The 16465-nt window shown below is 45.7% G+C and carries 8 protein-coding genes; 3 read left to right on the forward strand and 5 right to left on the reverse strand.

Annotation, left to right across the window (positions count from 1 at the left end; all coding sequences use genetic code 11):
• Positions 1-327 precede the first annotated feature (327 nt).
• The gene (locus MADE_RS11400) at positions 328-3168 is read left to right on the forward strand and encodes a TonB-dependent receptor domain-containing protein (protein ID WP_012519146.1); all 2841 of its coding nucleotides are present in this window, start codon (positions 328-330) and stop codon (positions 3166-3168) included.
• A 93-nt stretch (positions 3169-3261) separates the two neighbouring features.
• Here the strand turns inward: MADE_RS11400 and MADE_RS11405 are convergent, their stop codons facing one another.
• Entirely contained in the window at positions 3262-3564 is a 303-nt protein-coding gene (locus tag MADE_RS11405; RefSeq protein ID WP_012519147.1) for a hypothetical protein, read from the reverse strand.
• A 589-nt stretch (positions 3565-4153) separates the two neighbouring features.
• Between MADE_RS11405 and MADE_RS11410 the strand changes: the two genes are divergently transcribed.
• Positions 4154-5026 carry an EamA family transporter gene (locus MADE_RS11410; RefSeq protein ID WP_012519148.1) on the forward strand — a complete coding sequence of 291 codons (873 nt, stop codon included), beginning with the start codon at positions 4154-4156 and terminating at the stop codon, positions 5024-5026.
• Positions 5027-5185: 159 nt separating this feature from the next.
• Here the strand turns inward: MADE_RS11410 and MADE_RS11415 are convergent, their stop codons facing one another.
• Positions 5186-5503, reverse strand: coding sequence for a hypothetical protein (locus MADE_RS11415; RefSeq protein ID WP_015067432.1), 318 nt, complete (start codon positions 5501-5503; stop codon positions 5186-5188).
• A gap of 161 nt (positions 5504-5664) precedes the next feature.
• Here MADE_RS11415 and MADE_RS11420 point away from each other — a divergent pair, with 161 nt between their 5' ends.
• Positions 5665-6072, forward strand: coding sequence for a hypothetical protein (locus MADE_RS11420; protein WP_012519150.1), 408 nt, complete (start codon positions 5665-5667; stop codon positions 6070-6072).
• 40 nt (positions 6073-6112) lie between these two features.
• Here MADE_RS11420 and recD read toward each other — a convergent pair whose 3' ends face one another.
• The 3 genes from recD to recC are packed head-to-tail and all read right to left on the reverse strand — an operon-like array spanning position 6113 to position 15944.
• A complete protein-coding gene (gene recD / locus MADE_RS11425) occupies positions 6113-8308 on the reverse strand; it encodes an exodeoxyribonuclease V subunit alpha (RefSeq protein WP_012519151.1) in 2196 nt (731 codons plus the stop codon).
• A gap of 8 nt (positions 8309-8316) precedes the next feature.
• Positions 8317-12327: an exodeoxyribonuclease V subunit beta gene (recB, locus tag MADE_RS11430; protein WP_012519152.1), complete on the reverse strand. Its 4011-nt coding sequence runs from the start codon at positions 12325-12327 to the stop codon at positions 8317-8319.
• A complete protein-coding gene (gene recC / locus MADE_RS11435) occupies positions 12324-15944 on the reverse strand; it encodes an exodeoxyribonuclease V subunit gamma (protein ID WP_012519153.1) in 3621 nt (1206 codons plus the stop codon). The genes recB and recC overlap by 4 nt, the downstream gene beginning before the upstream one ends.
• Positions 15945-16465 lie beyond the last annotated feature (521 nt).

The raw sequence follows: 16465 nt of genomic DNA on the forward strand, positions 1-16465 counted from the left end.
TCAACCCTGCATAAAATAAGCGCAATAGAGATACAAATTGACCGCCTGGTCAACATTAAAACAATGCTCGTATAGTTTTAAAACAACGCCAAGAAATATAACTAAAAACTACTATTTATAAATACTTTAACAGTACGTTAAAAGGTAAGGCTTACTTCTTTTATTCATCGCAAAAAATTGATTTGGGCTAATTCAGCTCACTAAAATGCGCGCCCACCTAAACATAAGTAAAAAATTTACGTAATGCATTTTGGACAGCCCTTGCCTAAAAAAGGGGGGCATTTACCAAACAACAAGCATGTAAATAAAATTCACTAGGAACAAACCATGAAAAAAGTAGCAACTGCTGTTCAGTTAGCGCTGGCAGGAAGCGTGGCATTAACGTCTGCTAACGTTATCGCTCAAGACGCTGCGACAGAAAGCGCCGATGTTGAAAAAATTCAAGTTACCGGTTCACGTATTTCTCGTCAGGGCGCAATTGCACCTTCACCAGTAACCGCAATTTCTGGCGAGTCACTGCTCAACTCAGGCGCGATGAACATTGGTGAGGTTCTAAACGAACTGCCGTCATTAGCAAATACGTTCTCGCTAGGTAACTCAGGGCAATTCATTGGTACTGCAGGTCTAAACATCCTGGATCTTCGCGGCATGGGTACAGACCGCACACTTGTATTGGTTGACGGTAAGCGTCATGTGTCTTCATCAGCAGGCACAGCTGCCGTTGATACGAATACCATTCCAACTACATGGATTGAGCGTGTAGAAATCGTAACTGGCGGCGCATCTGCTGTATACGGTGCCGACGCGGTGACCGGTGTGGTTAACTTCATTCTTAAAAAGAATATTGAAGGGTTCGACATTAGCGCAACGCAAGGTTTCGCGCAGGAAAACGGCTACAAAAACGATAAGTACCAAGCGTCTTACGGTTTTAACTTTGACAACGACCGCGGTAACATCGCCTTCGCAGCTGAATATAGCTCACAAGAATCGCTAGATGCCTTAGACAACCCGTGGACTGCTACGGCGTACCGCAACATGAGCTTCGAAAGCATCATGGGTTATGAGCGCGAGGAAGACCAGCTTAATTCAACGGCGTTCCCTGACAACTTCTACACGCCTAATGCAGGTTACTACGTACTAAATAACGCAGGTGTATTTGGCGGCGGAACAAAAACCTTTAACGCTGACGGCTCAATTAAAGACATCTATATTGGCGATCAGGTAGATGGCGTTTTCTGCGCTAACTGTGACCTTTTCAACCTTCGTCAGTTCACGCAGTTACAGCCTGAGTTTGATCGTACTAACCTAAACGTTAAAGGTAACTACGAACTTAACGACGATACTACGGTTTACGCACAGGCAAAATACGCCCGCACGCGCGCTATCTCAATGGCGCAGCCAGCGTTTTTCTTCTATAGCGATGAAACAACTATAACACGCAACAACGCATTTTTAGACGACAGCGTTGCTGAGTACATGGACGCAAACGGCCTTGAAAGCATCGAGCTAAACCGCATGATGACCGACCTAGGTCGCCGAACTGAAGCTGATGAACGCGAAACTTATCGCTACGTTTTAGGTGTAGAAGGTTACATCAATGATGAGTGGAACTACGAGGCGTTCGTAAACTACGGTAAAACTGAGCTAGAGCGTGAGAACCGCAACAACCTTATTCTTCAGAACTTCTATAATGCAATAGACGCTATTGAAGATGACAATGGCAACATTGTTTGTGCATCAGGCAGCGAAGATGGCTGTGTGCCGCTTAACATCATGGGTTACGGACAGCCTTCACAAGACGCTATTGACTATGTGAATACCACCTCTGTGGGTACAAGCAAAATCGAGCAATACAATGCGGGCGCAACGATTGCTAACTCTGGTATTTACGAGTTGCCAGCGGGCTACGTAGGTTTTGCCGCAGGTGTAGAATACCGCAAAGAAAAAAGCGCAATTGAAGAGCCAGACAACGCAGCAGGTACGTTTTTCAATGCACTAGGCGAAGACAAGGGTGAGTACGATGTCTCTGAAGTATTTACCGAAGTAACGGTTCCGCTTCTTGAAGGCTTACCGGGCGTGGATATGCTAACCTTCGACACCGCTGCCCGTATTGCTAATTACTCATCTATTGGCAACGCGAAAAGCTGGAAACTTGGTCTAGATTGGCAAGTTTTCGAAGACTTGCGTGTTAGAGCGACTAAGTCATCGGCCCTTCGTGCACCGAACATCAGCGAACTTTACGGTGAAGCAAGCCAAACGTTCTTTAGCGTCAGCGACCCTTGTCGTACAGACGAGCTAGAAGACCTTGCTAATGCCGACCAGCGCATTGCAAACTGCGCAGCGTTAGGCGTTCCTGCAGATTTTAATTCTGACTATGACTCGGCAACGCTGGAAGGCGTAAACGGCGGTAACATCGACCTTCAGGCAGAACAGTCTATCTCTAAAACCCTAGGTTTGGTTTACACACCTGCTTGGTTTGAAGGCTTCACTGCAACAGTCGACTACTGGGAAATTGAACTTACCGACGCTATTACCAATATTGACGGTCAAACGATCCTTGATCGCTGCGTAGACTCTGAAACGGGCATCAATAACCCTTACTGCGGTCTTATCGACCGTGATTCAGAAACCGGCGAAATTACGCAAATTCGCAGCTACGCATTGAACATTGCGGGTCAAGAAGCGAAAGGTGTCGATTTCGAGCTAGGCTACGACTTCGATGCACTTGAAGGTGCATTCCGTACAAGCCTAATTGCAACTTACCTTAAAGACCGTAAAGAATTCCCATTCCAGGACAACCCAGAGCTATTTTATCAAAACGCCGGCACTGCTGGTGAGTCTGACTGGCAAGGTGTCTTCACGGTTAACTACAGCCGTGGCGATTGGGAAGCAAGCTGGAAAACGCGCTACATTGAGCGCGCGAGCCTTTACGACAACCAAGAGCTAGCACGTAACCCTAACCCAAGTAACCGTATGGAGCTTGCATCATACGCAGTAACCGATGTAACTGCGGGTTACAACTTTAAAAATGGTGTAAGCCTAACCGTGGGTATTGATAACCTGTTTAACCGTGCGCTACCTAAAGGTACAACGGGTACGGGTGAAATCGACGGCGCATACGACAACATTGGCCGCTTTGGCTATGTAACCGTAGCATACAAAATGTAATTTACGGTTTAGTACGTAACCTGAAAAAACCGGCGTTTTTACGCCGGTTTTTTGTTTGAATAAAGCGAAAACTGGCCGAACAATTCGACCGGGTTAACTGTTTTTATCGAGCATATCTGATAAAGGCATAAGTTTTACTACTAGATTGAGTTCGTCCCCTACTTTCGCCGGGTTAACGAAAGTAAACTCATAAACTGAATATTGTCTTTGCTCAATGGCAGATGCACTTTGATTTATCTGGGCTTCTACATAAAGACCAAGTTGAAACCCCAGCGCGATGGTGCCTCGAAACGGGTTACATGATATGCGCTGCCAACGCATAGGATCGTGAAATAAATTAAAATCGTCCGTGGCGTTTCGAGCGATGTCTATATGTAATTGAGTAAGCGTATGCAATTGCTTTCCTTAAAAGAGGAAACATCAACTGATTATTTAGTACTTACACACAAACCTCGTGTATTTAAAATCATTGAAATTAAATGGATATCGACGACTTCACGCCATAATCTACATTTTAGTATAGAGCATGCGAGCAATAGCAACTAGTTTTCAAATTTACGTTTATGCAGATTAATGCAAATTTGCTGAAAAGCGTTATTTTATTCCTATGTATACATCAATGTGATTACCGTTAACATAGTGTTCGAAATCTACCGCGGATGCCCTTTCATAGTTAAAATACACCCCATACACACGGTCACCAACCAAGTGCTTATTGCTCTGCTTTTAGGCGGAATGTTTCGGAATGTGGCAGAATATCACATGACTATTGAACGGGTTCCCGATCGGTTCGATCCAACGCTACGAAGCCTAATGGCCCATTTCAAATTGTAGTGATGTGAAATAATGATACGAGTACATAATCAACTAGTGTCAGTAGGCACTCGTTGTTAACGTTAATTTTCAATATTTTCTCTTATCAACGAGCATTTCACTTTCAGAACAAATATAATTCAGCTTTATCTCTTTCAAGCTGTAATATATTGTGAATCAACGTTTTTTACTTGCCATCGTTGCCGTGCTTTTGGCAATGGTAACCATTCAATCGGGTGCATCGTTTGCTAAACAACTTTTCCCTGTTGTAGGGCCAGAAGGTACCAGTGCTTTACGTGCTTTTTTCGCAGCATTGATTTTGACTGTTATTTTTAGGCCTTGGCGAGCACGCTTAAGCGCAAAAGGTTGGCGAAACGTCTTTTTTTACGGCGCTTGCTTAGGGGCAATGAATATCATCTTCTACCTTGCCATTGAGCGAATTCCGTTAGGTATAGGCGTGGCGCTTGAGTTCACAGGCCCCCTGGCTGTTGCGTTTTTCAGCGCCAGAAAGAAGCGAGACTTCGCTTGGGCGCTGTTAGCCGTAGCTGGCGTTTGCTTATTACTTCCTGATATTGGCGGGGCTTCTGCTGAAAGCTTGGACCCACTCGGCGTGCTTTTGGCGCTTACGGCAGGCGCTTTTTGGGCAGGCTACATTGTATTTGGCAATAAAACAGGCAACGAAGGGTCAGGCGGAATTACGGTAACCTTAGGCATGTTGGTAGCCGCTATGTGTGTAGTACCTGTGGGTGTAATCACTCAAGGGAGTGCTTTGCTTGCCCCAGAAGCGGTGTTGATTGGCTGTGCCGTAGGCATATTTTCATCTGCTATACCCTACACATTAGAAATGAGCGCCATGCGCAATATGCCAAAGCAAACGTTCAGTATCATGATGAGCGTAGAGCCTGCTGTTGCAGCTATAGCAGCGTTTATCATTATTGATGAAAGTCTTACGCTTTCTCAATGGTTTGCAGTGGCTTTAGTGGTCATAGCTACCGCTGGAAGTTCTATAACGCAAAGACAAAAGCAGGTCGAAACCCTCGCTTAGCGCAAAAAGCCTGCTGTGCTTTTGCCCTGCCCTATGAACTCAATCCCTATCGTTTTCGTTAAACATCTATATCGGTAGCAATATTAAACGTACAGGGAATAGTTATGCCCAATTGCCTTGGCGGTTTACACTAGATAGCGCGCGTAAATAGTGTTGGTGCTATGCAGAAAACGCGTAAGTTAACTTACAGTCGATATACTTAAGCAGTTTATTGACTACTTTTGGTACTGTTATCTCACCGTCAGCGCGCTTCGCTTTTACATGAATATCGCAGGCGTCATAATGAATTTGTTGGCGAATGAGGTAGTCATTTAACTCATCAAACAAGGTTTCTTTCAAAGGCACCATACCAACAAAAATGTCAGAACCTTCGTGTTTAACAAAGTATGCTCCTTCAATTTCTCTTTTTAGCGTATACGCCTGCATGGCATCTAATTTTGTTAAGCGAAAATGCACGCTAATTTGGGATTCTGTCACTATTACTCTCAGTATTTATTTCTTTATTTCCACTTTCCAAGGCGGGTTCATTCTATTTTCGCCCGGCCAATACAGCATTCAACTCTGCTTGATCCACATCAACGCAACATTGCCTTATGTCCGCCACAATAAACCATCAGTACTACCATGCGAAACTTTGTATGCTTACGTTAGTGAATAATACAGATGCAAACGACGACCTTGTGCCCGAAGCACACGGGCTATACCGATTGTATTTAAAGCCTAACACGCAAATGGCGATTGAAACTAAACCCGTTTTCGGTGCCAATATCACGCTTCACAGCAATGTGCTGAAGCACAATAACTTTGTGGCCACACCAGACAATATATTGGGCTGGCTAGATCATGGCGGCTTGTCATACTTTGACGTAAAAGTTGAAACATCTAACTCCGAAAGCGGCGAAGCACCCGTGCTGCTACCATCTCAGTTTTTAAAAGCAGAAGGCGGTATACTGCGGGTTACATCACCAACTCGTATCTATTTAATAAGCAAAACGCCTATTGATATCAACAAGCGCGGCCTTTGTCTATTCACGCCAGTAGAATAATCATCAAGAAAAGTACTCTGCCCTCCCCCGAGTTGGGGGGTCAGAGTACTTTTTCAGCGCATCGGCTTATTGCGCTAGATAAGCCTGAATAGCGTTTATCAACCGTTGCCACCATGCCGCTGAATGTATTGCTATCGGAAATAATTAAGCACCCGTCTTTTGCCCGCGTTAACCCTGTATAGACTAACCCCCGGTGAAACAGGTTAGCGGCTTTTTCGCTTTCGGGTTTGGGCAAAATAAGCACAACGTGATTAAACTCAGAGCCCTGAGACTTGTGAATAGTCATGGCATACACGGTTTCAAACTGCGGTACTCTTGATAGCGATATGCTGCGTAGCGCTTGCTTCTGTTGCCCTAGATTTTGCGCGCTACTGTTATTTGAGCTATCGTTCAAGCTCTTGCCTGCTTGTTGTCCTTCGACATACGTATCCTGGTAGAACCACGCATACAATTTGCCCGTGCTATCCGGCCAAATTACACCTACCTCGCCGTTGGACAAACGCTGTGGATGATGATTTTTTACAATCATAATAGGCTGACCTTGATAGAAGTGTCCCTCACGTCGCCTGATCTTGTGCTTAATGGCATCGAACACCAAGTTATTCAAACCTTCCACCCCCATGGCGCCTTTACGTATAGGGGTTAACCACCTAACGTAATTAAGGCGGTTGAGCGCCTCCTCTGCACTTTGGGCTTCAAATAGGGGTAAGAAGCTCTCTTTCGCTAGCTGCTGTAGCTCACGACCACCAAGTTGACTTTCTGGCCATAAGTGAACACCAGGCTGTAAACGTGAGCGGCTATTAGTATTGATGCTTTTTTCATCAGCGCTTTTCGGCTGTGAAGCATTATCGCCTTGCTTACTGCCACTATTCTTTTGTGCAATAGCAGCAAGCGCACCGTTCGCATCGCCGCGCTGAATTGCCGTTGCCACCCGAGCCACCTGCCCTTTAAAGCGTTGCGGCGCTTGCAACGTTGCTACGTAGCTTTTTGCCTGTTCATTTACAGGTAACAGAGGCAAATGCGGGCAAAGCGTGGCAATATGCTGTCGCATTGAAGAAGGTACACCGCCAAGTGTACGCTCATTACTACTGTTTTCACCGCCGGCTAATGGGTTTTCGTGAGAAAAATCCAGCGCAGTTTCATCGCTAACTAACTGTTCAAGCACATTGCCTAGCTCAACCGCTGGAAGCTGATCAGCATCACCAATGAAATATAACCGCGCGTGGTCAGGTAACGCCCGAACTATGCGCGTCATTAGGGCTAAATCAACCATACTGGCTTCATCAACAATAAGTACGTCGGCAGATAGTTTGTTGTGTTGATTGTACTTTGTCGCAACGCCATGTTCTCTGAGTCCTAACAACCTATGCAGGGTAACGGCCTCTGTAGGCACACTATCAAGCGCGGTATCGCTTACCTTACCGCGAAGCCCTTCTACGCTATTCATGATAGACTCAGTCATACGCTGCTGCGCTTTGCCCGTAGGGGCTGCCAGTACAATTTTTAGCTCTTCATCGCAGGCCTGTAGCGCAAGTAATAAACGCAGCACGGTGTAGGTTTTACCTGTACCCGGCCCGCCGTTTATTACGCAAAATCGCTGCATTAAACTTTTGGCTACCGCTATTTGCTGCCAGTCTTGTTGATCTGTAGTGGTGGTAGGAAATATAGCAGGCCACAAGGCTTTTACGTTGTCGGCTACGTCATCATGTAAAGGGTGAAGTACTGCGCGTTCTACTACGCTTCTCGCCACTTCTTGTTCAAATTCATAGTACCGGCGGCTATAAAGTCTGCCATTGTCGTATACGAAAAGCTTGGCTAATTGCTCGTTGCCAAGGGCGCTTTTCACTATTTTAAGCAAAGGCGTTAACTCTGGTACCTCAAAGCCTGTTTTAGGCGCTTTTTCCCCTTTATTTTGCTGTACCTTAGGCTCCATGACTTGAGTGAGAGCCATATTTTGCTCACTGGCACTGCTTTTTGCTGAAGGCGCTGACGCATTATTTTCTAAGGCAACCGCGTCTTCAAAAAGCGTGGTTCCCGCCACGTCTTTCAAATAGATACAGCTATGTCCATTTCGCTGCATATACGACAGGTATACCAATATTCCCGCCCATATAAACGCGTCCTCTTGAGACAGTTGCTCTATAAAGCCAAATTCTTTTGCCACGAATTTGTCGATGGCTTCAATGCCAAATAAGTTATCGAAAAACGACGACACTGAATGTTGATTGTTATTCATTGCTTCTCCTATTCGTCGTCGAAACTAAATTGCTGCTGACCCGAAGGTTTTTGGCTTTCACTTGAAGAATTAGCATTCGTATCTTTTTGAAGTGGGTCAGCCGAATCTGGTTCACTTAACGGTGCCTCGTTTTCTTCCCCATTATCTAGCGGGTCTGGAGGGGTGTGCGTAGCGCTTTTACTTGCGAAAATAGCGTCCAGTTGATGAAGCAAACTGGATGGAATATGGGTATAAAACACCCCTTCACCTTGCTCGTTCTCTGGGTGCATACCACGTAAATAAAGGTAATAAACGCCGCCAAAGTGGATATCGGGTTCATAATCAGGCAGCGTATTGCTTAAATAGCGGTGTAACGCTAAACAGTATATTAAATACTGAAGATCATAAAGGTGGTGCTGATTATTGTGAAACAGCGCTGAAGGCATGTAGCTTTCAAGGGTATCACCCAACCAAGTTGACTTGTAATCGGCTACAAAGAACTGACCGTCATGTTCAAAAATTAAATCGATAAATCCATGCATCATACCTTTAAGTTTAGCCGTAATGAGCTGGGGAGCCGGTTCAGCCTCACCGCCTAAGGTTTCCGCCACGCTTTGCCGATGGGTATTAAGCACTTCTCGAAGCTGTTTCCACTGGGTATCGTTCATTGGAAAATAAAACTCAGCCTCGCGCAGAGTTTGCTCTAACGTCAAGTCACTCATACACAGTTGCACATTGGGGTACAAAGGCGTTTGTAAAACTTCTTCAAGCCACTCGTAAAGAAAAGGCGTACGCTTTTCCTCTAACCCAAAGCGATTCACTAACTCTTTGCCAGTTTCTTCCCAAACCGGCGCACTAAAATCACTGTGTTCTAAGATATCGTGAAGTAAGTTACCTGCACTTGCGCCCTTTTCTAGCGTAAAGCGCAAGTCATTTTTCGTTACTGCGCTCGTTTGTGTCAACGGGGTGTGAGAGTCTACATCTATAGCACCAAGTATCTCTCCGTCAGTGGAAAGCGTATCGAGCGCGTACACTTCTTCATCGCGTACGGTTCGAAGTACAGGTACGCTTGGAAGGCTTTGACCCGCGCCCTCAACAGTATCTGTACTTTTCACCGAGCCTACGGTAGTTAAACGGCTCATGGCTGAAAATGAATAGAGCCGCCATTCTTCGCTTGCAGTACCCGTAAATTGTAGTGCTGTGAGTTGAGGTATCGCGTCACCTTGTTCAAAACCTGAATAGATTTCTTCAAATTCATCGCCGTCAATATAGCTAGCATGAGACTCATCCTCCTCGGCGACACGGCGTAATACACTCGGCCAGTCTCTGTTCGTACTCTCATCGCCACTCAAGCCCAAGGCGCGGGCCAGCGCGCTTTTTTCGTTATTAGCCAGTGGAATAACCCCCATATAACAACGGTGTGCCGCACGCGTCACCGCAACATAAGCAAGGCGCATGTCTTCTGCTTCGCTTTCGCGTTGAACACGAGCTATAGCTTGAGCGGTCTGTCCTAACTGCATTTGCAAATCTTGCTTGTCTTCATCGTAAAAGGTAAATATTTGTGACGTAGATTTACCATTTTTCGATGCATCCTTATAGCCGGTTGCGTAAGGAACAAACACGATGGGGTATTCAAGGCCCTTTGAACCGTGCTGGGTAATAAGGCGAATTAGCTGGCTGTCACTTTCAAGGCGTAACGTAAGTTCTTCATCACTTTCTGGCTTGTGAATTTGTTTATTTAACCAGTCGAGTAGCTGTTCGGGTCGCTGGTGCGTGGTACTGGCTTTTTCCAGCACTTCGGCAAGATGCTGATAGTTTGTAAGCGCGCGCTCCACGTTATCAGCATGGGGGACGTAGCTGTCTTGCATTAGGTGCAAAAGCACGCTCATACAGCCTTTTTGAAGCCACATGTCGCGTAAAGACAATACTTTGTCCATCGCTTTATCCCACATAGCATCATCTTCGTGGTAAAGCAGTTCAATGAGGGTCTGCGGGCTATAGCCCCAAAGCGGAGATGCTAAGCTAGAGGAAACGTTGCTGGTATCGTTCGCATGCCATATACCGTTAAGAAGCCTGAGGACATCTTTCGCTTCGGCACTGGCAAACAAGTTGCTGCGATCACTTAAATAAACGCAGGCTAACCCTTTTTGCTGTAGAACGTTTTTAATAGCGCCGGCTTCGGTCCTGTCTTTTACCAAGATAGCGATATCTTGCGGCTTTACCGGTTTTGTTTCGCCGTTGTCCAATTGAAATTGAGCCTCGTTTAGCAGGCGATAAATCTCTTGCGCAATCCACTGCGCCATTTTACGACGCATAATGTTGGTATTTTCTTTCTCTTCCAAGCACAGGCTCACGTAATTCATCGCGCTACGCTGCGCTGCAGGGTCTCTCAATGGGGTTTTAGCCGCTGCCGCTTTGGGCGTAAATTCAACGGGGTTGTATTTGATATCAAAGCCAAACACATCAGTTGGGGTATTTGATGCCACAGGTGCACCATAAAATAACCGGTTATAGGCTTTTACCATCCCCTCTACCGAGCGCCAGTTGGTGTTCATTACCCAGCGATAGTCTGCTTGTCTGCCCGCTTTCAAGTAGGTGAAGATATCCCCTCCGCGAAAGCGATATATCGCCTGTTTAGGGTCGCCAATCATTAATAACGCACTGACTCTTGCCGACGCGCTCTCCTCGTTATCGTTTGAAAGATCTGTTTCTGTTTGTGAGGCCGAATTGCTCGATGCATTGGGATAAACCGCGTCCAAAATAGCGTATTGCTTGGCATCGGTATCTTGGAACTCATCAATAAGCGCCACAGGAAATTTTTTACGAAGTTCAGGGACAAGCGTATTGTTAGGCTTAACCACCTCATCGGCTAACATGCGAATAAGATCGTCAAAATCGATAACACCAAGTTGCTTTTTCTGTTTATCAACGCGCCCTTTAATGAACGCAATGGCTTCTATAACCAGCTTAAACACGGGTACTTTAGCCAGTGCCTTATCCTTTTCGCCGAATACTTTTTTCAATGCAGTAGCAAATTCTTTAATCGGCGTTAGTATTTCTTTTACCCCTGAAGAATTTCTCGCGTAGCGAGTGCCTTTAACAAATGCCTCTGCTTCAGGCGGGGGTAAGTAATATTGCCCGCTATCTGCGCATGAACGTAGCCAGCTCTTTAATGCGGCCAATTCCTGCGGCCTTTCTTTCTTATGAGCAGGTGTTTTAATAAGCTGCTCAACTAACAACCCCTCATTATCTTCTACGCTTTGCGATAGCGTTTTTACGTAGGCCACAGAAGTATGCGGCGATTCATCTAGCTGCCTTTGATAGGCAAGCTCAATATCCTGCTCGCTAAGCATTAATGGGGTCAGAGTACTTTTAATGCTGGCATTAAACTCCAGTAACAGCCTTTCAGGTGTATGCCACCCTGACTCTGCCAACAGCCTAAAATCGTCTTCGTTCTTGCTCACCTTTCGAATGTAGTCTTCTGCCGCCTGAAGGTACAAATCGCTAGTGTCATTACCTAAGTTTAACGACATGGCAAAACCACTGTTAAACGCCAATTGGGTAATGACGTGCTGGCAGAAGGCGTGAATAGTGAAAACCGACGCTTCATCAAGTTCTAACTGTGCAGCTTTTAGCAAAGCCATGCTTTCGTCGGTATTACAGCGAGTAAACAAATGCTGATAAACAGGGTCGCAGTTGCTGTCAATTTGATTGTCATTCTCTTTGGCTTGCTGCCAAATCAGAAACGCCTCTCTTAAGGTTTTGGCAATACGCCCTTTTATTTCTTCGGTGGCAGCTTTGGTGAACGTCATTACCAATATTTCTTTTACCGTCAGCTTTTTTTCTAACAGTAAGCGCAAATATAACCGGGTAATGTTAAAGGTTTTACCCGTCCCTGCGCTGGCTTCTATTAGATGCCGCCCTTTTAATGGCATTGCTACCACATCAAGCAGTTGCGCGTCATTGTTGGCCTTTTTATTGGTTTCAAGCTGGGTTTGGGTTGCCATATCGCTTGCAGAGGATGGGGTAATATTGCTCATAACTTCTCCTCTTGAGACGCGTTGTTTACCATGGCGAGTAGTAAAAAGGCACTTAAATGCGGCACATCACTCCAATTGATACCTTGAGGAAATAGCCAGTTAAGATAAGGGTTATTAGCCATGTCAGCGCTATACTGCCCGCTACTTTGCTGCCAATCGGTTAGCGACCGTTGTAATTCTACCGTGTCGAAAAGCCCAGCCGCTTGAGTTATGATTTGCTGTGCTTTTTCGCTTGCTTCATCGACAGTGTCGTTATCTGCAATTGGGCAGACTTCATCAATAGCCTGCTTTACTTGATAAATAACCGCTTTGTCGGTTTCACAGGAATTGTCAGCACTCAATAGCGCCCTAAGTAGGTGTCCAAACATTTCAGGTTTTATACTGTCGACAACTGGTTTACATTCTGAATTTCTCTTACCAGGTATAATGCTACCAAACAAACTTAAATGCACGGGGGTTGGCGCGGTGTAAATAGCCATGTAAAGCTGCTCTATAAACAGGAGTAACTGAACGGCGGTCTCGCGCTCAACTGCAGCAAATTTCTGTTTTTTCAGAATAGTTTCGCCTTTTTCCCAAGAGCAGGCGTAAATTTCTAATGGGTAATGGGTGTAACTAGTTGTTTCATCGCTACTTGAAAATATCAATTGAGAGATGAAAAAGCCTAGCGCCCGATGAGCGTCAACTTTCCCGGCGCAAAGCTCGACTAATGCGTCGCTGCCTTCTAGGGCCGAAGTCGTGAAGGTAATATACTTACCTTGAAACTGTGCCTTTTTGGGCTCGGCATCGTGAGGGCCCATAGCTTGACTTAGCGCTAGCGCTCCCTCTTTCCACATTTCAACTTCATCCATTGCCACTGGGTTATTGGGAATATCCCCTCTAAGCGAAGCAAATGTAATTACTTGCTCGCTGTATGTAAGTTCACTGGCATCAAGTTCTGACGAATTATTGCGCTCAGGCGAGGAAAATATAGCGTCGAGCACCTGATAACGCAGCAATGCATTGGTTTCGAAAGGTTCGCTGTTCTCAAGCAGGGTAAATGATTGCGATAAATTCACGCCAAGCCTTTGTATGGAAAAATGCTCAAGCGGATCTTTAAATGCTCTGGCGATTTGCATATTCGACAAACGTAGCGCTTGTGTTGCAAGTGCGCGGGGCGACTGGCTAATATCAGCTGTCGCCGTATCGAGGGAGGTATCAACAACATCAGCGTTTTCATTCGTATCAGCCGCGTTAGCACCAAATTTGTTGTGCTGAAGCGCATCGGCTAGGCGAAGCCACCCCGTTTCATAACTGGGCAACGCCCCAGCAAAAACCGGTTCACTGAAGGGATGTAACGGCGCATGAACCGCGTATTTCTCTAGTGACAATGCATAGTTATTTTCAAGCATATCCATGAACTCAGCCAAAACGAGACTGGGCTGTCGTTCGCTGTTATTCGTTACATCGTTACCTTGATAGCTTAAATACAGGCTTTCCCGGGTTGAGATAATAGCTTCTAGGAATAAGTACCTGTCTTCCAATCGTCTAGAGCGATCGCCAACCCTGCGACCATCACTTGCCATTAAATCGAGCCCTAACGGGCTTGATTTACGAGGAAACTCACTGTCATTCAGGCCTAAAATACACACTTTTTTAAACGGTATGCTTCGCATTGGAAGCATAGAACATACCGTAACCTGACCGGTCATAAAGTGGTTTCCGGCATCTGGAGATGAAAATCGATTGAGCAAAAGATCTCGAACCTGTCGCAAGGTTAATTCGTGCTCATAGTTAGCTTCTTCACACCGGGCGGCAAGGTCTGCGGCGACTTTGGCGATGAGATCCCAGCTTTGCTGCTGATCTTTTGTAGGCATAAAGCAGGCGTCACGAAGCGCAATCAATGCTTTAGACCACTGTTCTGGCGTTCGGGGTTGGGTTAACTCTTGAGCAAATTCCCCCAGTAACGCCACCACTTCTATGAGCTTACCTAACGTTAACGCGCTTTGCCCTTCCACATCGGGAATGGTAAGTACATCACTCACTATCATTTCGCTATCTGGCGCAAGCATGCCCATAAGTAAACGGCGAATGCCCCACCACCAGCTATAGGTGTCGTCTAGATTTACGCCTTCTGACACCGCAGTTTTATGAGCGCTATTAAGGCCCCAATGAATGTGTGCCTGCTTTAACCAAACGACCATTTGCTCTATATCATCTTGAGACACGGAAAAGCGCTTTTGAACCGAGTCGAGCTGTAAGTAATCCAAAATATCCGATACACCAAAGCGGCTATCCGGTAACTGTAGCAAGGCCATGAATGCTGCAATAAGGGGCTCTGCATCCATGGGGCTTCTGTCAGCAATAGTACAAGGAAGACGTACCTGCCCAGTAGCGCCTAAAGATTTGGTACCCACACGGTGAAATACTGCATCAACAAACGGCGCGTAATTCTCAATCGCCGGGCACATCACCAATATGTCAGAGGGTGTGCGGGTTTTGTCTTGAGACAACCAGTGCAGCAAGTGGTCATGTAACACTTGAACTTCGCGCAGTGCAGAATGGGTGCACATTACGGTGACACTGTCGTCTTTGTTCTTTGATTGGTGAATCAGTGGCTGGGGGTGAGCAGCCTGAAGGATATCATTGTGAATGTAGTCGAGTAGGCCTCTGGAATGACACTGTCCGTGTTCATCCTCTCCCTCACCTGCACTTTCGAAATCTGGCGAGTCGAATGCACTTATTTCAAACGTATCCAGCTCGGTGAGTAAGTTAAACAGTTCTCGGCCCTGCTTTCCTAAGTTGCCAAGCAGTGGGTTGGATTGGTCTTCTTCCATCCACTTTTTAAGTCCTTCTAAACGAAGCAGCTTGGCTTGCTCACTACTACTTTTTGCTTCACCCCAATAGTTAACACTGGGGTTGAGGTGAAAGATATGTATATCGATGTGCTGGGCAAGGGCATCGAAAAACGCAATGAGTTGGGGCGCCATGGTGTTTATGGCAAAAACAATAACGCGCTTGGGCAAATGAGCAGGTACGTTACCCGCTTCTAGCGCTTCTAGCATCATTTGATGTAAGCGTGCGGGATGCAAAGGCTGGTCTTTCGCTAAAATTCGCCAAATTTCACTTTGCCACACTTCCATATCGTCGAATACGGCTCGCTCGTTATTTTCCCATTTAAACAACCAGTCAGGGCGATACAGCAAGTATTGTTCGTATACGTCAGCCAGTGCCGTAGCAAGCTGAAGCCGCTGCAGCCCCTGCTCTTGTTCACTACCTGCACTTTGCCAGTATTTGTTAACCTGCTCGAATGCATCGCTATCCATTAGCGCATTATCTTGAAGAACATTATCTATACGCCACGTGAGTACTTCGCGGCGATAAGGCGATTGTTTCGGTACCTTGTCAGCCCCCAATACAGTACGTGCTGTATTCCACATAAAACGCACGGGCAGTGGGAAGTCGATGTTCATGGCTACGCCTTGTTTGTTAGCCATCTGCATGCTTACCCAATGTTGCATACCTGGGCTTTCAACCAAGATCGTTTCTGGGGTAAATACGTCTAAAGGCTGTTGACGTAAAAGCGTAGTAAGAAGAAAACTTAAGTGTTCTAATTTGTTAGAGGGATATAGCGCAAGCAATCGAAAAATCCTTTGTAGAACGAGCCCTTAGATAATGTATAGATAGCGAACATTCATCTTAGATATTCAAATTAGTGTAGCGCAATCAGCGAAGTAGTTAAGTGATTTCTTTCCAATTTAGCTAAGTAAATTGCTTATGCCGTCTGGACCGGGTAAATCGTGTACTCTTAAACCAAATACAATGCTTTTTGAAAGCGTAAAAATGAAAAATACTGCAGAACGAAACGAGTGGGGTTTTACGAAGGAAAGCAACGATAGAAAATCGAGACCGTTGTAAAAAAACCCATACAGACCTCAGGACACGAAAAATCTGTATGGGTAAGGTTTACGGTCTACTCAGTAACAACGTGAATAAGCGTTGCCTGGCACTCATTCACGTTAGCGCTACTGCGCAGCACTGTTAACAATGATTGTTTTGCAGATAGAGTGCCAGTTTTTTACCTTATATAATTCAATAACTTAGAAGAAGCAAAAAAAACATGACCAATAGGTCACAGTTGCACCGTGGTGCAGGTGCACCA

The sequence above is a fragment of the Alteromonas mediterranea DE genome (assembly GCF_000020585.3).
Lineage (GTDB): Bacteria > Pseudomonadota > Gammaproteobacteria > Enterobacterales > Alteromonadaceae > Alteromonas > Alteromonas mediterranea.

Bases quoted from the DNA above. Each gene is read 5' to 3' on its own strand.
- recB (WP_012519152.1), bottom strand. From the start codon at position 12,327: ATGAGCAATATTACCCCATCCTCTGCAAGCGATATGGCAACCCAAACC.
- MADE_RS11400 (WP_012519146.1), top strand. From the start codon at position 328: ATGAAAAAAGTAGCAACTGCTGTTCAGTTAGCGCTGGCAGGAAGCGTG.
- MADE_RS11420 (WP_012519150.1), top strand. From the start codon at position 5,665: ATGCTTACGTTAGTGAATAATACAGATGCAAACGACGACCTTGTGCCC.
- recD (WP_012519151.1), bottom strand. From the start codon at position 8,308: ATGAATAACAATCAACATTCAGTGTCGTCGTTTTTCGATAACTTATTT.